Annotated in this window: 20 protein-coding genes; 9 read left to right on the top strand and 11 right to left on the bottom strand. The window is 39.5% G+C overall.

All coding sequences use genetic code 11. From position 1 onward, the window contains the following. Window positions 1-213: 213 nt before the first annotated feature. The gene (gene dndE / locus V6C71_07615) at window positions 214-603 is read left to right on the top strand and encodes a DNA sulfur modification protein DndE (GenBank protein HEY9768364.1); all 390 of its coding nucleotides are present in this window, start codon (window positions 214-216) and stop codon (window positions 601-603) included. A gap of 1 nt (window position 604) precedes the next feature. Here the strand turns inward: dndE and V6C71_07610 are convergent, their stop codons facing one another. Continuing rightward, window positions 605-2,365, bottom strand: a complete 1,761-nt coding sequence (locus tag V6C71_07610; protein HEY9768363.1) for a M48 family metallopeptidase — start codon at window positions 2,363-2,365, stop codon at window positions 605-607. Between the two features lie 287 nt (window positions 2,366-2,652). Between V6C71_07610 and V6C71_07605 the strand changes: the two genes are divergently transcribed. The 3 genes from V6C71_07605 to V6C71_07595 are packed head-to-tail and all read left to right on the top strand — an operon-like array spanning window position 2,653 to window position 4,525. After that, window positions 2,653-2,829, top strand: coding sequence for a hypothetical protein (locus V6C71_07605; protein ID HEY9768362.1), 177 nt, complete (start codon window positions 2,653-2,655; stop codon window positions 2,827-2,829). Between the two features lie 35 nt (window positions 2,830-2,864). Beyond that, window positions 2,865-3,911: a DUF3326 domain-containing protein gene (locus V6C71_07600; GenBank protein ID HEY9768361.1), complete on the top strand. Its 1,047-nt coding sequence runs from the start codon at window positions 2,865-2,867 to the stop codon at window positions 3,909-3,911. A 5-nt stretch (window positions 3,912-3,916) separates the two neighbouring features. Beyond that, window positions 3,917-4,525 (top strand): CPBP family intramembrane glutamic endopeptidase, encoded by a 609-nt coding sequence (locus V6C71_07595; GenBank protein HEY9768360.1) that lies wholly within the window; start codon window positions 3,917-3,919, stop codon window positions 4,523-4,525. A gap of 88 nt (window positions 4,526-4,613) precedes the next feature. Here V6C71_07595 and V6C71_07590 read toward each other — a convergent pair whose 3' ends face one another. From V6C71_07590 to V6C71_07580, 3 genes are all read right to left on the bottom strand, one after another. Beyond that, complete coding sequence (locus V6C71_07590; protein HEY9768359.1) at window positions 4,614-5,357, bottom strand: response regulator transcription factor; 744 nt, start codon at window positions 5,355-5,357, stop codon at window positions 4,614-4,616. A 913-nt stretch (window positions 5,358-6,270) separates the two neighbouring features. Then, window positions 6,271-6,453, bottom strand: a complete 183-nt coding sequence (locus V6C71_07585) for a hypothetical protein (GenBank protein ID HEY9768358.1) — start codon at window positions 6,451-6,453, stop codon at window positions 6,271-6,273. A 201-nt stretch (window positions 6,454-6,654) separates the two neighbouring features. After that, window positions 6,655-7,611 (bottom strand): PhoH family protein, encoded by a 957-nt coding sequence (locus tag V6C71_07580; GenBank protein HEY9768357.1) that lies wholly within the window; start codon window positions 7,609-7,611, stop codon window positions 6,655-6,657. A 489-nt stretch (window positions 7,612-8,100) separates the two neighbouring features. On the opposite strand from V6C71_07580, the gene modA reads away from it, so the two are divergent. From modA to modB, 3 genes are read left to right on the top strand one after another with little or no spacing between them, the layout of a single operon-like run. Beyond that, the gene (modA, locus tag V6C71_07575) at window positions 8,101-8,907 is read left to right on the top strand and encodes a molybdate ABC transporter substrate-binding protein (protein HEY9768356.1); all 807 of its coding nucleotides are present in this window, start codon (window positions 8,101-8,103) and stop codon (window positions 8,905-8,907) included. Between the two features lie 2 nt (window positions 8,908-8,909). Continuing rightward, complete coding sequence (locus V6C71_07570) at window positions 8,910-9,728, top strand: sulfite exporter TauE/SafE family protein (GenBank protein HEY9768355.1); 819 nt, start codon at window positions 8,910-8,912, stop codon at window positions 9,726-9,728. Further along, a complete protein-coding gene (gene modB, locus V6C71_07565) occupies window positions 9,721-11,598 on the top strand; it encodes a molybdate ABC transporter permease subunit (GenBank protein ID HEY9768354.1) in 1,878 nt (625 codons plus the stop codon). Before V6C71_07570 ends, modB begins: the two co-directional genes overlap by 8 nt. Window positions 11,599-11,687: 89 nt before the next feature. On the opposite strand, the gene V6C71_07560 is transcribed toward modB, so the two are convergent. Then, complete coding sequence (locus V6C71_07560; protein HEY9768353.1) at window positions 11,688-12,461, bottom strand: histidine kinase; 774 nt, start codon at window positions 12,459-12,461, stop codon at window positions 11,688-11,690. A 492-nt stretch (window positions 12,462-12,953) separates the two neighbouring features. Here V6C71_07560 and V6C71_07555 point away from each other — a divergent pair, with 492 nt between their 5' ends. Next, entirely contained in the window at window positions 12,954-14,378 is a 1,425-nt protein-coding gene (locus V6C71_07555) for a circularly permuted type 2 ATP-grasp protein (protein ID HEY9768352.1), read from the top strand. A 128-nt stretch (window positions 14,379-14,506) separates the two neighbouring features. Here V6C71_07555 and lnt read toward each other — a convergent pair whose 3' ends face one another. From lnt to V6C71_07525, 6 genes are all read right to left on the bottom strand, one after another. Beyond that, window positions 14,507-16,000, bottom strand: coding sequence for an apolipoprotein N-acyltransferase (lnt, locus tag V6C71_07550; protein ID HEY9768351.1), 1,494 nt, complete (start codon window positions 15,998-16,000; stop codon window positions 14,507-14,509). Window positions 16,001-16,228: 228 nt separating this feature from the next. Then, window positions 16,229-17,986 (bottom strand): arginine--tRNA ligase, encoded by a 1,758-nt coding sequence (argS, locus tag V6C71_07545; protein ID HEY9768350.1) that lies wholly within the window; start codon window positions 17,984-17,986, stop codon window positions 16,229-16,231. A 127-nt stretch (window positions 17,987-18,113) separates the two neighbouring features. Beyond that, a complete protein-coding gene (locus V6C71_07540; protein ID HEY9768349.1) occupies window positions 18,114-18,896 on the bottom strand; it encodes an anti-sigma factor in 783 nt (260 codons plus the stop codon). 4 nt (window positions 18,897-18,900) lie between these two features. Continuing rightward, entirely contained in the window at window positions 18,901-19,482 is a 582-nt protein-coding gene (locus V6C71_07535) for a sigma-70 family RNA polymerase sigma factor (GenBank protein HEY9768348.1), read from the bottom strand. A 298-nt stretch (window positions 19,483-19,780) separates the two neighbouring features. Beyond that, window positions 19,781-21,748: a DUF4394 domain-containing protein gene (locus V6C71_07530; GenBank protein ID HEY9768347.1), complete on the bottom strand. Its 1,968-nt coding sequence runs from the start codon at window positions 21,746-21,748 to the stop codon at window positions 19,781-19,783. Window positions 21,749-22,084: 336 nt separating this feature from the next. Then, complete coding sequence (locus V6C71_07525) at window positions 22,085-23,530, bottom strand: serine/threonine-protein kinase (GenBank protein HEY9768346.1); 1,446 nt, start codon at window positions 23,528-23,530, stop codon at window positions 22,085-22,087. Window positions 23,531-23,778: 248 nt separating this feature from the next. Here V6C71_07525 and V6C71_07520 point away from each other — a divergent pair, with 248 nt between their 5' ends. Further along, the gene (locus tag V6C71_07520; GenBank protein HEY9768345.1) at window positions 23,779-25,062 is read left to right on the top strand and encodes a TldD/PmbA family protein; all 1,284 of its coding nucleotides are present in this window, start codon (window positions 23,779-23,781) and stop codon (window positions 25,060-25,062) included. Window positions 25,063-25,112: the final 50 nt, after the last annotated feature.

Here is a 25,112-nt window from a genome sequence, read left to right as displayed (position 1 = left end):
GTGCATGATTTGCGACGCGAAGGACGCGACGTAAGGAGCTAATCCTTTAGGGCTAGTGCTAAAGCATACCGCTCCGCGACGCGAAGCTAGTCCTTTAGGGCATATCCTTTAGGGCTCCGCATATCCTTTAGGACTAACTACGTGTGACGCGAACTTCTAATCCTTTAGGGGACAATTCTCATGCCTCAAATTCAGTAATCAATAAATCAAAACATGGATAATCCTTTAGAGCGAGTCCGTATTTCCAAAACTGCCGAAGATCAGCTAGTTAAACTCAAGCGCAGTACCAAAGTTAAACAGTGGAATATCCTCTGTCGTTGGGCTTTGTGCCGTTCTCTAGCCGAACCTAGCGTTCCTTCTCCTGTGCCAATCAAGACAAACAGTAATGTTGAAATAGCCTGGAATGTTTTTGGCGGAGAAATAGCAGACATACTATTAATTGCGCTCAAACAAAGATGCCATCAAGATGGACTGGGAACAGACAAAGATACCTTAAAAGAGCAATTTACCCTGCATCTGCATCGTGGGATTGGTTACTTGGCTGGAGATAATCAGATCGAGCAGATAGAAGATTTAGTAGCCTTGGGATTAGGAGAGTCATGAACTAATCTTTGGCTTCCTCAGCTTCATTTTCCATTGTTTCGTCCGTTGGGTTTTCTGGATCTTCCTGAGATTCGTCCTGTTCACCAGCGCATATTTTAGCTTCTTTGATGCTATCTACTTCCTCAACACATTTTTCGTACTCTTGCCATTTTGCCGTAACTAATTTTTTAATTTCTTGGTGCTGAGAAACACCTTCATAGGCATAGCGGTTGAGATTGCGATCAACAATCAATCTTTCCATATAATCGATTCTTTGTTTGGTATTAGGATGACTAGACAGCCAAGCAGGAGGTTCGGAATTATCTTCATCCCGAGACTTATCCAGTTGAGCCATTAAATTGCGGACTCCATCAGCCGCATATCCAGCATTAACTAAGATCCTCGTACCAAAGATATCTGCCTGCTTCTCCATAGCTCGACTGTAGTTAAGTACGATTAGGCTACTAGCTGTATTGCCGACATAGGGAATATAGCTAACGATATTGGCAGTGAGATTTCCTTTGGTAGCTAACTGAAAACCATGAGATAAGGCACTATGAGAAACTTCATGAGCCAGTAATCCTGCTAACTCCGCCTCAGAATCGGTTTTCATAATCGCCCCCGCGTTAACAAATACTTTTCCGCCTGGAAGTGCAAAGGCGTTAAGGGCATCATCCATCACAATATAAAATTGATAGTCAAACTCTTCTCTTCCTGATGCGTTGGCAATCTTTCGACCAATTTGGTCAACATAGTTAGTAACTTTCTTGTTTTGAACCAGAGGTACCTGTTTTTTAATTTGTCCAACAGAAGCTTCTCCAACAGCAGATTCTCCTCTTAGCAACAGAGAAGTAGTTTCTAAAGCCGAAAGAGGACCAAACAAATTACCCGTCAAGGCAAACCCGACTGTTCCTGCGATCGCATTTCCAATCGCATTCCAGGTAATACTTTCTCGTAGGTTACTCTGATATTCTGCCAAATATTCTTCTGCTAGGCGATTAAATTCTTCTGCTTGGGGTGAATCAGGATTAAATAGGGCGAACTGACGCGCCATAATTGAAGCATCTAGCCAATTCTCAGCAGCAAGATCCGCATTCATTTTGGCTCGTAATAACTTGGGTTCGTTGGGATAGCGATTAACGGCTCGGTTTAAAACTTCGAGGGACTCTGTCTCTCGCTCAGACGCTAACAGTACCTCAGCGTAATGAATATGACCAGAAATAAACTGAGGTTCTCTAGTGGTTAACAACTTTAAAGCACTAATTACTTGGGTTTCTAACTGTCGTTCTTTTCCCTGTTGATAGTTACGCCAAAATACTTTTCCTGCGGGACTAAGCTTTGCTGGATCGTCAAAAGTAATAATAATTAATTCGTCGTTTTGCTTACTAGCCTCTTGCTCAATCTTCCAGGGTTCTTTTGCTTCTCGATAGAGTTTAACGGCAGCAGCTTTATTTCCCGATATATACAGTCGATCGGCTTGCGCTAGTTTGGCTAACCGAGCAATTTCTTCTGGGGTAGGTTCTTTGGCTTTATCTTTAACATCTTCTTCGGACTCAGATGTATCGTCTTCAACTTCTTCAGTTTCTGATTCAGAATTTTCAGCTAATTTCTCATCTTTGCCGTGTGCCTTAAAAGCTCGTTCTGTGACTGTTTTTTCCTCTGAATAAAGCTGACTGAGATGAACTTGATTATGACTAGGTTCAATTGTCACAGACTTAGCTAAAGTTACGGTCGGAAAAAGAAAAATATTTAACAGGATTAAACTTAAATTTAAAGATTTCATCAAAATACCTGGTTATTTTAGAAGATGGAATTATCAGCCTGATTAAAGACTCACCAACAAGTTATAAAAGTTAATTTTTGTTTCTTTCTAAGACGCTTAATGTATTGTTGAATATAGTTTGTTCAGTTATATAGTATTTATGTGTGTTAAATGTAGTAATCAACGCAATATTGAGCAAAATATAAAACTGGTAATAAATAATCAAAAAATATTAACTATTTCTTTCTATTTTACAATCGGTACATTTTAAATTAGAAAATAGTTATTAATAACTAAAGTAAAAATTAATGACTACGCACTTTATTACCGCCGAAATCGAACTTCAGGAGACTCCTCTCCAACTTCAAGAAAAAATTGAATCACAGCTACAGCAGAAAGGAGAGCCATTGCGCTGGGCTGTTACCAAGATAGACAAGGAAAAACAAACAGCTACAGTGGAAGCAATTGTTACCAAAGAAAACTAAGTTTTAGTTTGAGAACATATTTAGAGCAGATATTTATGTCAACATTTACTGTTGTTCTGATTGTTCCCACAGGAGTCGGTGCAGCTATCGGTGGTTATGCGGGAGATGCGCTTCCTGTAGCTAGGGCGATCGCCGAAATTAGCGATCGCCTGATTACCCACCCTAATGTGCTCAATGGCGCACAGCTTTATTGGCCGTTAGAAAATACCTATTATGTTGAGGGCTATGGCTTAGATCGTTTTGCTGCCAAAGAGTGGGGATTGCGTCCCGTAAGGCAAAACAAGGTGGGTTTACTATTAGATCGGGGCATTGAACCAGAATTACGTCTACGGCAGCTCCAGGCTGCTGATGCCACCAGAGCTACCTTGGGGCTGAATTTAACCGACTATGTAGTTACCGATGCTCCTTTAGAAGTAGAATTACGTACTGCCGATTCTGGGGCAAGTTGGGGCACAATTGGCAATCCTGGCAGCTTACTAAGGGCTGCCCAGAAGCTAATCACTCAGGGGGGTGCAGAAGCAATTGCTGTAGTTGCTCGTTTTCCCGATGATGATCGGAGTGTGGAGCTACAAAACTACCGTCATGGTTCAGGGGTAGATCATTTAGCTGGGGCAGAAGCAGTTATATCGCATTTAATTGTGCGCCACTTTCAGATTCCTGCTGCTCACGCTCCCGCACTTGGACCTTTGAAGGTCGATCCTCAGGTATCGCCTCGCGCTGCTGCTGAAGAATTAGGCTATACTTTTCTTCCCTGTGTGCTGGTAGGTCTAAGTCGCGCTCCACAGTTTATTACAACTCAATCTCACTCGTCTGAAGCGATCTGGTCGGAATCGGTAGATGTGGCGATCATTCCTTATAATGCCTGTGGCGGTAGTGCTATCCTAAGCATGGCTAATTCAAAAACTCAAATTATTGCCGTAAGTAACAACTCAACCCAAATACAAGTTCCTCCCGAACCTTTGGGCATTAAAGTAACTAAGGTTAATTCTTATTTAGAAGCTCTGGGCATTTTAGCTGCTCGTCGCGCTGGTATTGATTTTCGAGTCTTAAATCCTTCTATATCTTCTCTTCGTTGCTTATAAAACTAGTGGCAAATCCTAACAATCCCGAACTTGAACCCCTTAGTCGTACCCAAATTCTCGTATTTATGGGTGTCACCGCCGTATTATTATTAGCGATCGCCAAAGTTTGGCAAAAACTAGGAGCAGTTGAGTTATTATCCGTACGGTTTACTACTCAAGCTCTATTGTGGAGTGTGGCTCTAGCAATAGGTATTACCCTGACAAGTGGGGTAATTTATCGCCTGTGGCCTGCATATCGGCGTAGTGCTGATGTTTACTTAGAATTGGTGATTAAACCTTTGATGTGGACTGACATAATTTGGCTGGGACTATTGCCAGGTTTAAGTGAAGAACTATTGTTTCGGGGAGTAATGCTACCTGCTTTAGGTTTAAATCTGACTGCGGTGTTGATTTCCAGTATTCTCTTTGGAGTTTTGCACCTTAGTGGTAATAATCAATGGCCCTATGTAGTTTGGGCAACGATTGTCGGTTTTGCTTTAGGATACTGTGCCTTAGTTACGGGAAATTTAGTTGTGCCTGTAGTTGCTCATATAATTACTAATTTGGTTTCTGGTTCTCTGTGGAAAGTCAGCCACTGGCAGAAACAACAGGCAGGTTCTAATTTAGATGATTAAAAGTTTGATTAATTTAGGACTTGCGCACTATGAACTGAAACTAAAGATCTTAATTCAATTTTGAGCGATCGCCAATACGACAGTTGGATTAGCTCAAGCTAGAAAAAATTAGGTATGAAACTATCAGCAACATAGTAACAATACAGCCTATTTGAATTTTAAACAGATATTTTACGTTTTGTTCTAAACGTTCTTGATTATATTTCAGGCGATCGACTTTAAATTGAAGATGAGAATCACGATCTCTCAATAATGACATTTCTTTTTGGAGCACTTCTGCGATTTTGCGCTCTATTTTGACTTCAAGACCAGTTGATTGAATTTTATTAACCTTTTCCTCTAATTTCCTTAAAGTTTTATCCAGATAGTTTACTTTTCTTTTTACCTCAGAAATTTCCCCAAATTCCGAATCAACTCTAACAATCTTTTGAAGATACTTTTCAGTTAATTCTATACTTAGCTGGAAGTAACCCTGATTTGCATAATAAATAGCATTTTTAAGTTCTTGAGCTGTAGTAGTTTTGAGGAGATATCCTTTCGCGCCATTTTTTAATGCCTTGCTTAAATGCTGCTCATTATCATGAACCGTTAAGATTAAAATCTTCGCTTGTACAAACCTTTGCGTGATGATTTTGGTAGCTGTCAAACCATCCATTTTGGGCATTTCTAAATTCATGATAATTACGTCTGGCTGTAGACGAGAAACCTTTTCAATTGCCTGCTGACCATTTTCTGCGAAACCGATTATTCTAATTTCTGGTTCAGATTTTAAATACGTTCCTATTAGCCTCTGATTTAAATTTTGATCGTCAACAACAAGAACGTTAATCATGCAAAATTACAATTAATTACAAATTATAGTCTTAAAGACTGCGCTTAAATTGCTCGATTTTAAATTTACTGATTTAGTATACAGTTTTATTCATCAGATATTCAATAGAAACCTAATAGTAGTTTCCCTTCGAACTTTAGCTTAGAAAGCTTTGGTTAAAATAGTTGGTTATTTTAAGTTATTTGTTTTTATTAAATATTTATTGAAATGAAGCTCGCTCAAAAATTTAGAAATTCTGCTTTGGCAAATTGCCAGCATTTTACTACTTATAACGTATCTGTAAATTACCTATTTGCATTTTGTTGATTTTATCTTAAAAATAATCTAATCAGGTTAGATATCTTATAATATTTTCTTCTTTTTTCTATATATTGAATTTTTTATCGTTGATCAAAGAGGTTGATTTAAGGCTAAAGCTTAAGCTAAATTGCTTAGAAAAATAATCTCAGAGATATTACTTCAATTAATTTGCCAATATTGAAGATTAGTTGCATATATCGATAATATTCGCGAGTGCTAGATTAATTGGAGCGAAAAAATCTAATTATATTAGCTAATAAAAACAAGTTGTAAAATTCAATAAATTAGTCAAGCTTTGGTTGGCTTTCAAACGCAAAAATATATTAATAACAAGATCCAAAGCAAAACTGCAACTATTAAAAATAGTCAATTACAGTGCGCTCAAAACTATAAAATTAAATACCTAAATACAATATTAATTTACTCGATCGCAGCTTGCCGTTTTTTTTGATTAATATTCTTTAAGGAGAATCTAGCTAGAAGAACATTTTTGGTCGTGTTCCTAAATTAAAAGCGATCGTTGCCAATAGCCATCAACCTGATGGTTAATAGAACTAAGGCAACTTGCTCCACATTGTGTAGTATATTTTGCTTGATTGGCAGTCTACTCAGTCTATGCCATCCAACTACTCAACCAGATGGCGATCGTGCTGATGCTAACTCCAATCACGACTGCTACCGGCAAAATAATTCCCGTATTGGTTATTTTGACTATAGGAATAGAAATTGCCATCATTCCTGTAGCTAAACTCCAAATAATAGCTGTACTGCCAATTTTTGCCCCTTGTCCTTCCATTAGTCCTGCTCTTAATCTAAGTCCACTGTATTTATTAAGTCATACATCAACTAGACTAGGTTTAGTTTTCGCCGAAAATTTTAGATTTTATTTATTCTTAATAAAATTACTCTGTATTGGATTGAGAAATAGTAAATTTTAAGTTGGCGACGATAACTTTTTAATTTTTAGCTAATTTAGCAATTTAGCTATGTAGCTTTTCTACTTATCATATCGCTCATAAGCAGCTACTATCTTCTGCACCAGAGGATGACGTACTACGTCTGCTTGAGTTAGCTCACAAAAAGCAATCCCTTCGACATGACGTAAAATTCTGCGTGAGACAATTAAACCAGAATCTTGATTAGAAGGTAAATCAGTTTGAGTAATATCACCTGTCACTACCATTTTAGAACCAAAGCCCAGACGAGTTAGCACCATTTTTAATTGAGCAGGAGTCGTATTTTGTGCCTCATCCACGATCACAAAAGCATCTTTCAAAGTGCGTCCCCGCATGTATGCTAAGGGCGCAACCTCTATTTTTCCTCTCTCCATTAGGTCAGGGACTTTTTCAGCATCAATAAATTCATACAGTGCGTCATACAAAGGACGTAAAAAGGGATTTACCTTTTCTTGTAAATCTCCTGGCAGAAACCCCAGCTTTTCTCCAGCTTCTACCGCAGGACGAGTCAGAATGATTCGGTCACATTCATCACTAAGTAAAGCCTTGACTGCCAATACCGCAGCTAGGAAAGTTTTACCTGTTCCCGCCGGGCCAATAGCGAAAGTAACGTCGTGTTGCTGGATTGCTTTAATATATTGCTTTTGTTTAAAAGTTTTAGCTCGAATTACTTCGCCTTTCTTGGTACGAGCTAGGACGTTCTTTTGTAAGTCGCTATATTCTTCGGTTCTGTCAGTATCGATCGCCTGAAAGGCAGTCAAAATATCAGGCTCATATAAAGTTTTGCCCATAGACCACAACGGCTCTAAAGTTCTAATCGCTTTGGCGCATCGTTCAACGGCTTTTATCTGACCTTTGATGAGTAAATCTAGTCCCCGCAGCACCAAGGTTGCTCCTGTATGGCGAGATAGCAATTTAAGATTCTGTTCGTTGCTTCCGGCTAAGGCGATCGCGCTTTGGCTGTCGGACAAATAGATAGTTTGAGACTTTTCTGTCATGTAATGATTTTGGACTTTAACTTTTATCTTACTAGTTCTGCTCAGCTGAGATAGTTCAATCTTAAGCTTTTGGTAAAGAAAAATGATCGAGCTGAATCTAAAGATCTAATTAAACTAAAAGGCGATCGCTTCTTTGAGTAAAGCGATCGCCTACCTTACCTTACTTTTCTTTTGTTTAGTCTTCTTTTAAATATAATTAAATTTTAACTAATCACGCCTTAAGTGTTATTTACAGCAATATCTTGAAAAAGTAATCGAGTTAGCTATCGATTATTTTCAGGACTTTTTAATTTTAACTTTAGAATTCAAGCGGTTAAAGCAAGATTTTTAAACCACAAGCCAATCCAATTAATTTAACTTTAGCAACCACATTATTTATCTCAATTTTCTTAGCTTCTTGATTCTATCTAGATGGTGATTATTTCTTTAGATTTTTGGGTATAAAGTGCAATAATAATAACTACAAAAATCAATTTATTTATTTAAAATATGAAAAAAACTATTTTGACTTTTTTAGGTTTGTTAATTATTTCATTTCTATTAGTAGTTAATTTTGGTCAAATCAACCTTTTTCATTCAACTACTTTTGCTCAATCCAGCCAACCAATAGATTTAACTGTTTCAGCAGCAGCTAGTTTGCAAGATGCCCTCGAAGCAATCAAACCGATTTATGAAGAAAAGACAGAAGTAAGTATTACGTATAATTTTGGTTCTTCTGGTTCGCTACAGCAACAAATCGAACAAGGTGCGCCTGTAGACGTTTTTGTTTCTGCTGCTGCCAAGCAAATGAATGCTTTAGAAGAAAAAAATCTCTTATTGCCTGGAACTCGAAGAGATTTGCTTAAAAACCAAATGGTTTTAATCGTACCGAAAAACAACACAACTATTAAAAGCTTTGAAGACTTAGGCACAGATGCTTTAACTCAAATTGCTTTAGGCGAACCAGAAAGCGTTCCTGCGGGTAAATATGCCCAGGAAATCTTAACCTCCTTGGGAATTCTTGATGCAGTAAAACCAAAAGCAGTTTACGGTAAGGATGTGCGACAAGTACTAAATTATGTAGCTACAGGAAACGTCGATGCAGGGATTGTTTATCTTAGTGATACTAAAGTTTCTGACGACATAAAAGTAGTTGTCACTGCGCCTGAAGATACTCACTCTTCCATAGTTTATCCGATCGCAGTTCTGCAAGATAGTGCCAATCTAGAAGCAGCCAAAAAATTAGAAAATTTTCTTTTTACTCCTGAAGCTAAAACTATTTTTGAACAATATGGTTTTATTTCTCTTAATAGTTAATCATGAAATCTTTGTGGCAAAAATATCATTTTCACCTCGCCTTTGCTATAGCTATTCCTATTGCAATTTTAGGTGGATTAATGGGTTTGGGTGGTGCAGAATTTCGCTTACCAGTCTTAGCCAGTTATTTAGGTTATTCTGCCCGTCAAGCAGTACCTTTAAATTTAGCCATTAGTTTAGTAACAATTGTTTTCTCCCTGTTGATTCGTAGTAAAACACTAGCTATAGATTCTCTAATACCGAATCAACAAATACTATTATCTTTAATTGCTGGTGCGGGAATTTCCGCTTGGTTGGGCGCAAGTTGGGCGAGAAAGATTTCTAATGAACAGTTAGAAAAAATTATTTTAGTATTTTTAGTTTCCATTGGTTTGGCTTTAATTGTAGAAGCTTTTTTACCAGAAGCTTTACCCGCAATTGTTCCAGTAGTTTTATTGTTACAAATTCTAGTCGGAATCATCTGCGGTTTAGCAATTGGCTTAGTTAGTAGCTTACTGGGAGTAGCAGGAGGGGAATTAATCATTCCCACGCTGATTTTTGGTTTTGGTTTAGATATTAAAACCGCAGGTACGGCAAGTCTAATTGTTAGTTTGCCGACAGTAATTACTGGTATTGTTCGTTATGCCCAGAAACAAGCTTATAGCGATCGCCCTGCCTTCAAAAACACCATCATCCCGATGAGTTTGGGTTCGATGATTGGCGCAATTTTCGGAGGAATGCTAGTGGGAATAATCTCCGCCAAATTACTAAAACTAATTTTGGGTTCAATTTTAATCATTTCTGCCTTTAAAGTCTTTAATTCCCTCAAAAAGCATGATTAATTTAGACTTATCTCCTATGTGGATTTCCTTAAAAACAGCAATTACTGCCACTGCGATCGCCTTTTTTCTGGGAATTATTGCTGCACGTTGGATGCTAGGATATCGAGGCAAAGCAAAAAGTGTAATTGAGGGATTTTTGATTGCACCTTTAGTGCTTCCCCCTACCGTAATTGGCTTTCTACTTTTATTACTCTTCGGCAAAAACGGATTTCTCGGACAATTTTTAAAACTATTTAACTTTACGGTTATTTTCACTTGGTACGCTACGGCGATCGCTGCTACGGTGGTTGCCTTTCCTTTGATGTACAAAACTACCCTTGGCGCATTCAAACAAATCGATGAAAATTTTCTTGCTTGTGCCAGAACTTTAGGAGCTTCAGAATGGCGGATTTTCTGGCAAATTATGCTGCCTCTAGCGAAACCTGGGCTAATTGCTGGTGCTTTACTTTCTTTTGCTCGCGCTTTAGGTGAATTCGGTGCAACCTTAATGTTAGCAGGTTCTATTCCTGGTAAAACCCAAACAATTCCGATCGCAATTTTCTTTGCTGCCGAAAGTGGTGCGATGGATGAAGCCTTGTTATGGGTATTAATCATCCTGACAATTTCTTTAGGTGTGATTATTGCCGTTAATTATTGGACAGAAAGTAAAGGGGCAAAGTGGAGCAACGAAGCGTTGAAAAATAAGAAAAGAAGCAAAAAAGATATTTATCGTTCAATAGCTCAAATATTGTCAATTTTAGTTCAAAAACCGTATTTTTGCGCTCGGCAAAGGAGCTATCCTTTACCACAATACCCAATTGAATTAACTGTCGATATTCAAAAACAACTCCGTGACTTTTTTTTAGATGTATCTTTTGCAGCCAATCAAACACCTTTAGGATTATTAGGTGCTTCTGGTGCAGGAAAAAGCACGATTGTCAGATGTATTGCAGGTTTGGAAACTCCAGATCGAGGCAGAATTGTTTTAAATGGTAAAGTTTTATTTGATTCAGAACAAAATGTCAATTTACCACCGCGCGATCGCGCCTGTGGCTTTCTCTTTCAAAATTACGCCCTTTTTCCCCATCTTACTGTAGCTGAAAATATTGCTTTTGGCATTTCCCAAGGTACATCTTCTTCGATCATTAAACAAGAAGTTGCCAAACAATTGCTAGCCTTAGATTTACCAGATCTAGGCAACTGCTATCCAGGCGAACTCTCAGGCGGACAACAACAAAGAGTCGCATTAGCCAGAGCTAAAGCCAGTAAACCTGAAATATTATTACTAGACGAACCTTTTTCCGCTTTAGATACTTATTTGCGCGATAAACAAGAAAAATTACTCCAAAAAACCTTAATTACCTATCAAGGCGTAACTTTGTTTATTACCCATAATCTCGAAGAAGCCTATCGGGTATGTTCCAACCTACTCATAGTAGATGAAGGAAAAACGATCGCTTACGACTCAAAACATAATATCTTTGAACACTCTCCCAATTTCAGAGTAGCTCAATTAACCAATTGTAAAAACTTTTCCCGTGCTGTAGCTATTTCTGGACAAACTATTCAAGCTCTTGATTGGAATTGTACTCTAGAAGTCATTGAACCACCTTCAGCATCTCTAGCTTACCTAGGAATTCGCGCCCATCAAATTCTGTTTGACGATACAAATACTGAAGCCAATACCTTTCCTTGTTGGCTAGCTAGCATTAGCGAAACTCAACACCGAATGACTTTGTATATAAAATTACATCATGCTGCTATTAGCCCTGATGATTATCACCTGCAAGCAGAAGTATTTAAAGAAAAATGGCAGGAACTAAAAAAGCGTCCTTTTCCCTGGTACGTTCAACTACATCCTTTACGTTTGATGCTGTTATCGAACGAATAACCTTCAATGTTTTCCTGCTTTAATAAATAAGCGATCGCTCCTTTGAGTAAAGCGATCGCCAATTTAATCATTTAAAATAATATTCGAGTTTATTTAGCTGTTTTTTCGTGAAATATTTCTCTAATTTCTTTCCAAAGCTCTTTTAAGAGTTGTTTTACCTGTTTTTCTTTGCGAGCGGCTGCACCGCCAGTTGCGCCTAGCTTTTCCTCGAATTCGGCTCTTTTACGTTTGACGGGTTCGGTAAAGACTTCTGGATCTTCTTTAGCTTTGCCGTACCAAACTTTAGCATCTTCTAGATATTTGCCTACTTCTTCGTATTGTTCACCATAACGGCTGGCTAAATTGGCCTGTAATACCGCAGTTTGGGCTTTTAGACGTGCATAATGTTTTTGCAGAATGGCAAACTCTTCGCTATTGCCGATGTTAATCATTGCTTCAGCGATCGCTTCTCTGACACTATCAGTCTGAACCTCGCTTTTAGTTTCAACTTCTGCTAAAGCTTCGTCGATTTCCTGCTGTAATTCTTGCTCTTGTGATACTACTTGAGCTTCGAGAGTGGTTATTTCTGATTGAGTTTGAGCAATTTTTTGTCTTCTGGCTTCGCTGATACCGTCGATTGCACCCTGAATAGAAGCCGTAACTTCTTCTTTTATTTCACCACCTGTTTCTTTAGCCGTTTCGGTAACGGCAGCGATCGCATCTTGGACTAAGCTAGTTATTTCGCTCCTACCCAATTTAACTTCTTTGACAGCTTCGGCGATCGCATTTTTGATAATTTCGCGGATCTTCTCGGTTTTTAATTCCCCAGTCTGTTTTGCCTGTTGCAGATCGGCAATAATTCTATCTTTCCTTGAGTCTGACATAATCAACCACCCTGGTTATCGATTAACTTGAATTAATCTTCAAGTCTTGTATATTCATCTTAGAAGCGGAGTAGTGCCTGTCGTGTAGTACTAACGGTAGAAAAAACCCCACCTTAAAGGCAGGTGAAAATTTCTTTAGCTATTAGCCCTTAGCTTTTAGTTGAAAACTGCTGTAATGTTTATCGAGAACAATTTTAGAGATAACAAAGATCAAAAATAAACTAAAGGGCGGTTTAGTAATGAAAACGACCAAATAAACCAAATTATTGTACCAGCGCGTCTAGGCTAGAATGCTAGGCTGATTCCCCCAAGTTTGGGGGGTAGGGGGCTGAAAATAATTTTTAATACCCAATAAATTAATCTAGACGCGCTAGTATAGCTAGCTGTACAAAAATCACTTGCTAATTATTTGGTCAACGTTACACCACCGCTTTCTGGAAAACCACGGCATTTCTAAGTTCAGAATATTTTAATTGGAGGTAGTCTAGAAAAATGAGACTAAATCACTACGGTACAAAAGATTGCTATGACGAATATATTCTGGCTTCAGGAGAATCTCGCTCGGAAGTAGCCCCTATAGTGGATTGGCTACAAAAACTTGCTTCAGGAGAACTTCAGCATCATCAGGAAACTGCCCAACAGCTCTTAGCCGAAAAAAATATCACCTTTCGGGTGGGAGACGAAGAGAGGGTGTTTCCTTTCGATCTGATTCCTCGCGTTATTCCAGTAGCCCAATGGCGCAATCTCAAAAAAGGACTTCAGCAACGCGCTGCGGCGCTTAATCTTTTCTGTGCAGATATTTACGATCGCCAGTTAATCGTCGAAGACGGCAAAATTCCGCGAGAAATTATCAATTCAGCTGCGAACTTTATTCCTGAATGTCGAGGTATTAAACCACCAGCAGGTGTTTGGTGTCATATCAGTGGGACGGATCTGGTGCGCGATCGCTCTGGAAAATGGTATGTCTTAGAAGATAACTTACGAGTTCCTTCAGGAGTATCCTATACCATGGAAAACCGTAAGGTAATGGAAAAATTGCTGCCTCAACTTCTAAAAAAATTAGCGATCGCTCCTGTAGATGATTATCCTCAACAATTGCGCAAAACTTTGCTTAATTCCGCCCCAAATGGAGTTAGCCAGCCTAATATTGCTATTCTTACGCCGGGTAAACAGTCTTCTGCCTATTTTGAACACGCTTATTTAGCCAAACAAATGGGGGTTTATTTGATAGAAGCAGAGGATGTAGTATTAAAAGATGGCTATCTACAAATGCTTACCGCGGATGGACTACGACGAGTTGATGTTATCTACCGACGGGGAAATAAAGAACTGTTTGATTCTTTGAAGTCGATCGGCGATTATCCTTCTGGCACTGCTGCGATCGCCGCTCTCTGTCAGCAAGGTAAACTCGCTGTAGCTAATGCTTTGGGTACAGGGGTAGCAGACGATAAAGTTGTATATGCTTATGTTCCAAAAATGATTCGTTACTATTTAGGTGAAGAACCAATTTTGCCTAACGTCCCTACCTATTTATGTTGGCAGGAGTCAGATTGCCAGTATGTTCTCGAACATCTTGATGAGTTGGTGGTCAAATCAGCCAGTGAAGAAGGGGGACATGGAATGTTGATTGGAACTAAAGCCAGTAAATCTGAACGAGAAGCGTTTGCTCAAAAAATTAAATCCCAACCTCGAAGCTATATAGCGCAACCAACAATTGATCTTTCTAGCATTCCTACCGTGTTCGGCGATCGCTTAGAAGGGCGACATACAGATTTACGTCCTTACATTATCCATCAAGGAGAAGAGATTTATGTCTATCCTGGTGGACTGACGCGGGTTGCAATGGGGTCAGGACAATTAGTGGTTAACTCTTCTCAGGGTGGTGGTAGTAAAGATACTTGGGTACAGACTGAATAATCTTGGCGTTGCGTCATGATGAGATGGTAAAGGCTGACTTGAGGACTTGGAAACTGGGGGATTCGGAGATAATGTTTCTTATTTATTAGACCAATGAGCAGTAATAAAATATTAAGCCTTATTACTTCTTACTTAATTACCTTCCTAAAAAAGATCGATACTCCTGCCAATAACAATAGTGTCGGTGTCAGCCAGTCTCCCCAACGCACATATAAAGTTTGGTTTTGCCGACGGTAGATAGTGTGGGAGTGAATTGCATACTGGTTAATGTCTGAAATCCATAGAGTATTGCCGTGAGGATCGACGATCGCACTATAGCCCGTATTAGTGGCTCTAGCAGCCCAGCGATCGCTTTCAATCGCTCGCATGACATCATGAGCATGATGTTGGGTTGGCATTGTCGTACTATAATGGGCATTATTTGATGCAGTAATGATATACTCTCCCCCTGCTTTTGCCTGTCGCCAGAAGTGTTGGGGAAAGGCTGATTCATAGCAGATCGCCACAATTGCTCGACCAAAGGGAGTGTCAAAGATTTGATTGGGTTTACCTGCTGCTAGATGAGCTTCTAAAGGAGACAAACGCGCAATAAATTCACCTAGAATAGATTCAAACGGGATGTATTCGCCTAAAGGTACAAGTTTGTACTTATCATAGCGACTATAGGTTTGACCTTCACCAGTCAAGGTAAATAAACTGTTGGTAAAGCTTTTGCCATCTCTACCGTTTGCACCAACCCAAGCAGGTACTTTTTCCGTAATTACTGCCTGATAAAAACTAGAACCAGCAACAATATCTTCCCAGTAAAAAGGTAATGCCCCTTCGGGAGTTAATACTACATCTACTCCTTGTTTGGCTAATCTTTGATAGCCAGAAGTATAGCCCGCGATCGCTTTGCGCCACCCTTGAGAAAACAACTTGATTTCATTTGGTATATTACCTTGAATAATGCCAACTTTTAACGGTGCTAAATTATCTTTTGCTAGGGGAATTTGATAGAGATAATAACCTAATATATGACTAAATAATAAAACTATTAAAGAAGACCAAAGTAATATTTTACTTTGAAGATTAATTTTGTTACGTCTAGCTAAAATAGCTTCTGCCAGCAATCCATTTACAGCAATAATTACTGCTGCAACCGTATTAATTCCTGATATTTTTCCTAACTGTAAAACAAACAAATTATGTGGACTTTGAGTATAGGCGATCGCTGGCCACCACAGAGGCGTATAGCTCCATAATGTTTCTAAACCACACCATAAAGCTACTCCCATCAAAACTCTGATTAAAGCACTTAAAACACTTTTGTTATTGATTTTTTGAGTAATTAAGCTGAATAAAATCGACCAGCTAACTACTACACCTGCACCCCACAAAGTAATAAAAACCCAGCAAAAAATGGCGATCGCTAAACTAGCTAACCAGGGTACTCCCATCCAAGTCATTGGATGAACTCCTGTAATCCAAAATAACGCTAAACCATCATAGCCAAGTCCCCAGGCTACAGCGAGAATAGCTATTTGTTGCCGAGACTTTTGTTGTCTGATTAATATCCATAAAGGGGTTAAAGCAAACCAGGCAAAATACCAAGCATTGAACGGTGCTGGTGCTAACCCCATCAGGACACCACTGAGTAAGGATATTAATATTAAGTGAAAGTTTTTTGGCATTAATTGAAGTCCACAAATAAACACAAATTATTTTTCTTAATGACTTCGGATTTGATAATTAGTAGAAAAAGGTGGTTGTTAATAATTATCTTCAAAAATCTTTTCGCTCGGGTGAGCATAATTTGAAAGATAAAAAAATATTGCGCTTAATAATTTGTCCACCAAAACCTTAATAGTCTACATTCTTTCTAAGACATTAATTCCTAATAACGACAACCCTAACTTAATCGTACGTGCCGTTAGATCGGCTAAGATTAAACGTGAAGTTCTTTGAGTTAATTTTGCTTCTAAAATTTCACATTGTTCATAAAACTGATTAAACTTTTGACTTAGTTCAAATAGATACAGGCAAATTCGATTAGGTAACAAGCTCGACTCTACTTCTTTAATTACTTCTTCAAGCTGCAAAATATGTTTTGCTAAGGTTAATTCAGCATCTTCAGTCAAAATAATTTCTGTATTAGTCTCTAGCTGAGAAAAGTTAATGTTTCCTTTACGGCTAACACCTTGAGGACGTACATAAGCATAAAGTAAATAAGGTGCGGTATTACCTTTGAGATCGAGCATCTTATCGTAATCAAATTTATAATCTGAGGTACGATTTTGGCTCAAGTCGGCATATTTAACTGCACTCAAACCAACTACTTGAGATACACGATCTACAAATTCTGAAGTTTCTTCTCTTTCTTCTTCTTCGAGTCTATTTTCTAAATCATTACGAGCGCGATCTATTGCTTCATCTAACAAATCTTTAAGCTTAATTGTTTCACTCGAACGAGTCTTGAATCTTTTGCCATCTTGACCTAAAACTAAGCCAAAGGGTACATGAACTACTTCCACATCCTCAGGTAAGACTCCTGCTTTTTTAGCTACCTGAAATACTGCTGCAAAGTGATTTGCTTGTCCAGAATCGGTAACGTAGATAATTCTCTTGGCGCGATCTTCTTTCACCCGATATTTGATTGCTGCCAAATCTGTAGTGGCATAATTAAATCCGCCATCACTCTTCTGCACAATCAGAGGCAAACGATCGCCATCTTTGTTGGTAAAGCCATCCAAGAAAACGCATTTTGCACCTTCGCTTTCTTCTAGTAAACCTGTTTGCTTTAATTCATTAACAATATCTTCTAGAAAAGGATTATAAAAAGACTCTCCTCTTTCCTCTATATCGATATCCAATAAATCATAAATCACTTGAAACTCTTGGCGAGATTGATCGCAAAGCAGCTTCCACGCATGACGACTATCTTCTGCGCCAGTCTGTAGCTTGACTACTTCTTGTCTGGCTGTTTGTTTAAACGCTTCATCTTCATCAAAACGAACTTTCGCTTTTTTGTATAGAGATACTAGATCGCCAATATCTAAAGCATTAGCCGTAGTTAAAGCTTCGGGATAAGCTTCTCTAAGATAAGCAATCAGCATACCAAACTGAGTACCCCAATCACCGACATGATTAAGACGCAGCACATCGTAACCTCTAAATTCTAAAATACGAGCGATCGCATCACCAATAATTGTCGATCGCAAATGTCCCACGTGCATTTCTTTGGCAATGTTAGGACTGGAAAAATCGACAATAACTTTCTGTGCTGGTTGTACCTTGGGAATACCTAATCTTGCGTCTGGCTGAATTTGGCTAAGGAGTTGCCCAATATAATTATATTTTAGCTTAAAGTTGATAAAACCTGGCCCGGCAATTGTTGGTGTTTCGCACATATCTTCGTTCTGAAGATTGTCGATAATTGCTTGCGCGAGCGCGCGGGGATTTTGCTTGAGGGGTTTAGCCAGAGACAAAGCCACATTAGATTGATAATCGCCAAATTTAGGATTATTGGTGGGCGCGACAAGAGGATCGGTATCGGCCAATTCTGCGCCAAAAGCAGACACCAAAGCTTGGCTAACCGAATCTTTAAGCTGTTGGAGAATAGAAGTCATGATGTTTGTTTAGTTGAGCCAGAAAACAGTTTTAGCCGATAAGCAGCTATTCCCAGGATAATTAATTTATCATCAATTTACCTAGTAAGGGTGAATGGTCATTTGCCCTTACCGATTTATAACTTGCTTAAGATCTATCCCTCGTAGCAATAAAGATTGAACCTGTATGGGCTTGAGGGGCAGATTGGTTTTCTACCGTAATCGCAATTTTATTAATCGTTCTCGGTTCGAGATGTGATTGGAAAATAGCAATTTGTCGCTTAAAATCGCCTGATTTGTTTACTTGAAAAACCGCAGTCAAAATTGCTCCTTTATCGTCCGTAGTATAGGGAACATTTTTACCCACCACCGTCCACAAAGCGTAAACTTTTCCTGGAGGTAAGACTGGTAAATTGTTGGCGATCAAAGTAGCGTTTAGTTGGTTAGGGTTAACAATCAACTTGGCTGTTGTTGTCTTTGGTAAATCTTCTCCCTCTAATAAGTAGGTATTTTGAACGATCGCTGAATCGACATCAGTTTTAAGCGTTTGGATCGTGCGCCACAAACGATAGTTGGCGACACCCAATATGGCAATTGTCGCTAAAGCGATCGCTCCCAAAATTTTACCGAGTAATTTAGGCTGGAGTGAGTTAGTAACTTCAGCATGATTGACCGAAGGTTTTACTGTTTCAACATTAACTTTTTGAGCCTTGGCTGCTGCTAAAACGCGATCGCCCAAAGTGGCTGGTGGGGATATTTCTGGAGTAATGTAAGCCAAATCTAAAGCTTGTTGCATGGCTGTTATCTGCCCGATTAGGTCGGGATTTTCCCTCAGCATTTCTTCAAACAGCAAAGCTTCGGCAGGACTTAGATTTCCCAATACATAACCCGATATTAGCAATTGTTCGCATTCTGGTGGTAGTGTTGACATAATGCTAAGAATGCTCCCTCAAGTTGATTAGAGCTTGACGCAGTTTGAGTAAGCCACGGCGCGATCTTGACTTTACTGTGCCCAGTGCAATATTTAACTGTTTGGCAATCTCTGACTGGCTTAAGTCTTGATAATATGCCATTCTTAATACTTGTTGTTCTTGAGTTGACAGCTGTTTGAGAGCTTGTTGAACCTCATGCGATCGCTCTACTTGAGAAACTTCGACCATTGGGCTTTCGGACAAAGCCTTAGCACTTTCATTCAATGATTGATTGTGGAGTCTTTTTTGGTTTTTGCTGCGGGATCTCAGACGATCTAAGGCACGCGATCTCGTTAATATTGCTAAATAAGTACGTAAAGTTCCTCGCTTGGGGTCATAAGAACATTTTTTAGTTAGGATCAAGAATATATCCTGGGTCAAGTCTTCTGCTTCGGTAGTATTTTTCAGCAGTCGCAATGCTATCCCATATACCAAAGCAGCATGGCGATTGTATAAGATGGCTAGGATATCGGTCTGCCCATTCTGCAAGAGCAAAAATAAGTCTGCATCAGCCTTACAAGAATAGCTGGGTAGTTCAGAAGACATATATGAAGACGAAGAGTAGCTTATTTACATCATATCTTCTCTTGAACCTGCTCATCCTGACTCAGCTTAAAATATAAAACAAAATATAGAACAAAAAGTTTAGAGCGAAGAAAAGCAACTTCGGCTACACATCTTCAATTTAGCTACGCTTAATTGTTTGCCAGGGGAAGAAAGGCACAAATAAAGTCGAGCATTTGCTTAGTTACTATGACCGAGCTATCTCGACTTTTAGAGGCATACTTCCCCTTTTGCTGCTTACTAAAGCTGCTTACAATTAGTTACAGTGCGAGCGATTATTTTAAACAAAATCATATTTAACCACAAGATCGCTGTAATTAAGATCGCCACTATTAGACGAATCTTCAAATCCGAGAATGTTGTCTCCCAAACTACGAATATGTTCTGTATTATCAGAATTAGCCCCAAGGAAAGGGAAATGCACGACTGGATCGTTGCTGCTGTCTCCATCTTCTAGTTGTTCAATTGTGCCATCGACTACTAAGAAAGGTGCATAAAGTTTACCGCCGGCTAGCTCTGCGGTAAACTCACTTGAGGCTTGATTCACACCAGTGAGGCTAATGTCAGAACGATTGGCGATCGCGGCTGCGGTATAACCTTCATCTCCTAGGTTGATGGTATTACCAGACACAGGGTCAGTAACATTGCCTTGGGGATCTACTTCGTAGAAACCGACCGTATTTTCAAACCCAGCATTTCGATCGACAGTAAAGTTAACTGTAGAATCATTCATGCCGGTAAGATCGATGAGTAGCCCAGAATTCTCCGCATTATCATCAATGCTGTTATCAGAAACAATAGTTAATCCCTGTAAATTAGCATTATCTGAACCAATCTCACCCAAACTAAACGCCATTCCCGTATCGAGATCGACAGTATATAAGGTAGAGTCAGAAACGGCAAAAGCAGCGTTCTCACCATCAGGAGAAGAAAGAATATCGAAACCGCCTAAAGTATCAAAATCAATTCCTAGATCTCCTGCTGTTACCAGCGTTCCGTCATTAGGTGGGTTTTGTAATACCAGGTCATTTAGTAGAGTATCGATGTTGTATAGCTCAGTGCTGTCCGTACCGTCAAATGAATTAGTATAGGCAGCAGCAGTAACGTTAGGATTTACTCCATTATTAGTATCTCCTTCGGCAAAAGCCAAAGTGCCATCAACGGTTACTTCCCCAGTGTCAACGTTAATCCGAAAGTTTTGGTCATTGTCTCCGACTAAACGCAGGCGATCGGCAACAGGATTAAAGTCAAACCCCGATATAGTCCCCCCTTCAAAGGGCATATTCAGAGTGCTAACATAAGTCGCTGCACCGCTGTCGGCATCGATAGTGTAAATGTTGTTAGCGGTCGTGATTCCGTAAATTAAACCATCCGCAGGGCGAGTATCAATACCTAGTAATGCTCCATCAACTCCCGTAACTGCTACTGAATCGGTATCCGCAGGATTAGCAGGGTCAAAAGATACTAGGGTATTATCGTCTGTTAAAGCAACGAATTTCGAGTCTAAAGCAATATCGGGTACGATCGGCTTGATTTCTCCTGCTGCTACGGGGGCAGTAATCCGAAAAGCTTCGCCGTTACCCAGATCTGTTCCTGCTGGTGCTGTTCCCATAACGGTTGCATCGATCGCCTCAGAAGTCTCTAAGGGAATTGTCAGACCGTGGAGCACAATTTCTCGGTCGTTAAGAGGCATCAGGTTATTATACTGACGCAGTTGGTCTGGATCGGTTAAATCGAAAGTATATGTAGTGTCTAAATTAAACTCTGTGCCAGAAGGGAACAACTTGGCCGGATCGATTTCTCCTGCTTCTGCTTGCTGTAGAAAATGAGACATAGGAGGTGTCCCGTCTGGTGCTGCCTCAATCTGTTCGGAAGTTAAATCAAGGACAACTGGGCCATAATTGGGACGACCTTCGATAAAATTGATGAAGCCATCGCCATCGACATCACTATCTTCGACAGTTGGCAAGGTAGAGTCAACGGCAATTCCGCCCTCTCCTTCAAAAAAAGCTCCGTCTCCCTGTTCTAAAAGCGGTTTATCCGCATTACCCAAAAATTGTCCGTGGATATGGGCGACGTGAACCCCGCCAATAGCGGTTAAATCTTCTAGTCCACTAGCATCAACCTTTACATTTACAGTGCGAATGTTTTCACTAGGGGCCTCGTGAGTAATAATAGCAGAGCCAGAAGCAGTAGAATTAAATGGCTCAGAACTGTTAAGGGTCTTTAAATCTGCGGTAAATTGCATAATAAGTTAATGATTTTGACGATATTTTTCCGTAACGAAGTTTGCCCCATCTAGTTAATAGACGGAACAGTTTTTGTCTAATGCGATCGCGTTTTTAGCGCTACATCGTTTTTTTGGGCTTAAAAGCCTGTATGCAGCCTTGAGACTTAGATTAATTGCCGTAAAACGCTAAACAGTCTGAAGAACAAATAGTATTAGCTTAATTGGTTATTCCCTAACCTTTGTATAGTCTCCAGTATCCAAATTAAGATTGTTACGGCCGACAGAGATTAATTTTGCTCTGCCTGTATTACTAGTACGCTAAAGTAAGCAGATTGGATTCATCTAAACTTTACATCAATGAAAATCTGCCGACCAAACCGCTATGTAGATACGGTCTTGTTGATTACGCTGCACAATTCCTTCTAAATCACCTGTCGTAAAATTATAAGTAGCTTTTTGACGCTGATATACAGCCTGTAATCCTGGTTCTAGATCGGCAGATAGTGTTTCTACACTTAAGAGCGCATTTAGGGCAGAACGAACTGTGCTGAAGTCGGTTGAAGGGGGGACTGCTATTTCTGCCTGACGTAGCTCATTTGTTTGCGTGTCAAATATATATCCGAGGTCAATTCCCTCAGAAATAATATTTTTATAAGACCAAGCAATACTGTTTGCCCAAAAACCTGGTTTGCGCCCAACGGGTTCGCCTAAAGCTTGAGTAATTTTGGTTTGTGAAGTTCCAGGCATAAAAATTACAGCTTGAAGCGCCTTATTTTTAGTTTCTAAAACTGTCGGTTTGGCAGTATTCTCAAGCTCATCATCAGTTAGCAAAGGCAATTGTCTTTGAGGTAAGTCAGTAAAATTGATGGGTGGTTGCTCATCTAGTTCCACAATCAGATAACGCCAACCAAGATATGCACCAGCAACCTGCGCGCCAATAATCAAGCCTATTGCCCACAATCTTAGTTTAAATTTACTAGAATTTGGTTGAGTTACAGCCGCTCTTTCCTCTGAATACTGCAATGCCGATCGCATTTCAGTGGCAGAAGCAAATCTCTGATTAGATTGAGGCGAGATCGCCCGCGCGATCGCTGTCGTTAAATTACGCTGGAAAAAAGGTTCATAATGCTCGAAATTAACATTTTGAGGCGACTGTCCTGTCAGCAGATGAATTGCCGTCAAACCCAAACTATAAAGATCGTTGTCATAGGCTGCTTGACCCATGGCTTGTTCTAAGGACATATATCCAGGAGTTCCCACAATAATTGTTGGTTTACGGCGATCGCCAACTTTTTGAGCAACACCAAAATCAATCAATACAGGTAAATTATTTTCTGAGCGTAAAATAATATTATTGGGTTTAATATCGCGGTGAATAATACCCAAGCGGTGAATACACTCTAAAACAGACAATAAGCTCAGTAAAATCTCTTTGGTTTCCGACTCGGATAGCTTGTGCTGCTGGTGCAACTTTTGTTCTAGGGTGATGCCTGGAATCCATTCCTGCACCAAATATAAAGCATCATTGTCACTAAAGTAACCGTAAAATTGGCAAATTTGTGGGTGTTTGCCAGTCAGCTTTTGTAATATTTGTGCTTCTTGCCAAAACATAGATTCGATGGCTTGCTTTACCTTGGCAGGACACAAATTAAGACACAACTGTTTGACTACACATTTTCGATGTCTTAGTAGATCGCTAGCTAAAAAGACTCGGCTATAATTACTTTGAGCTATCGCGTCATGAAGATAATAGCGGTTATTTAATAATTGGCTGCTTAAATCTAAGCTAGAGTTGGTCATGTTTAACTTCGTATTGTCCCAATTCTACGTAACGGCGATTATGTTTACATTTCATTATTACGCCGATCAAGCGCAATCGGATTCACAAAAGCAATTAAAATTAAGTTTTGCATAGTAAATGCTAGTGAACTATAGATTAGGACGTTAGTTATAAAACGAGCTATTAGCTTTTGATCGACGTGTCTTAACCTTTGCTTCGAGTGCTATAAATGCTAGTAAATACCTCTATAAGTTGCTGATTGAAATTGATGAATGAAGAATTAGAATCCTTGCTTGAGTTGGCATCTCGCCGAGGAACAAGCCACGCAGAAGTCTATCAGATAACATCTCAGTCTCAACCAATTTTTTTTGAGGGCAACCGCCTCAAGCAACTAGAAAGTTCTCAATCTGTAGGTACGGCTTTAAGACTATGGCAGCATAATCGTCCTGGTTTGGCAGTCGCATATGGCAAAATTGAACCAGAATTGTTAGTCGAGAAGGCGATCGCGCTATCGCAACTTAATGAACCTGAAACTATTGAATTAGCACCGCCTCGTACAGCAATTCACGATTTGACAGGCGTAACTGTTTCGGTAACGGATCTGATCGAGTTAGGTAATCAAGCAATCACTAAACTACGAGAAGAATATCCTGAATTAATTTGTTCGGCAGAATTAGAATTTGAACAAGAATCCACAACTTTAATCAACTCTCAGGGATTGCACTGTCACTATAACGAGTCGGGTTCAAGTTATTCTCTCGGTGTAGAGTTAGTCCGTGGAGAAGACTTTTTAGGCATTTATGACGGAGAATACAGCAAAAAGAAACTCGATATCGATCCAGTAATAGAGCAAATTATCCAGCGTTTAGATTGGGCAAAACGCAACGTTGTCCCGCCTCAAGGGAAAGTTCCCGTATTGCTTACCGCTAATGCTGCAACCGTCCTTTGGAGTACTGTCTCATCGGCTTTAAATGGTCTGAGTGTTCGAGAAAAATCTTCTCCCTGGAGTAGTCTACAGCAAGAGTTGGTAGTTTCAGAACTAATTAACTTATCTCAACAACCAAACTTGCAACCTTATGACTGTCCTTTTGATGATGAGGGAATGTTAACCCAAAAACTCGCTTTGATCGAGCAAGGAGTGTTAAATCAATTTTATTGCGATCGCACGATTGCCAGAGAGTTAAACCTTAAACCCACAGGAAACGGCTTTCGTCCCGATTTAGATAGTTATCCTAGTCCCTCATTGGTTAATTTAATTGTTGCACCAGGTAATAGTTCTTTTTCTGAGTTGGTTACCAAACTAGACAACGGCATTATTGTCGATCAAATACTCGGTGGTGGTGCAGACATCAGTGGCGACTTTTCGGTTAATGTCGATCTCGGTTATCGCGTTAAGAATGGGAGAATAACTGGGCGAGTTAAAGATACTGCGATCGCTGGCAATGTTTATCAAATTTTAAAACAGGTAGCTGTCTTAGGCAATGATTTAATTTGGAATGATTCTTGTTACACTCCTTCTTTAATCGTCGAAGGGATTTCTGTCGTTGGTTAGTTGTTATAGTCGTACAAAATTAGATTAGGACACAAAAACTATTAAGTAGA

The organism is Coleofasciculaceae cyanobacterium, from assembly GCA_036703275.1.
In the GTDB taxonomy this organism is placed as follows: Bacteria; Cyanobacteriota; Cyanobacteriia; order Cyanobacteriales; family Xenococcaceae; genus Waterburya.
This window is presented reverse-complemented; position numbering and strand designations above follow the sequence as displayed.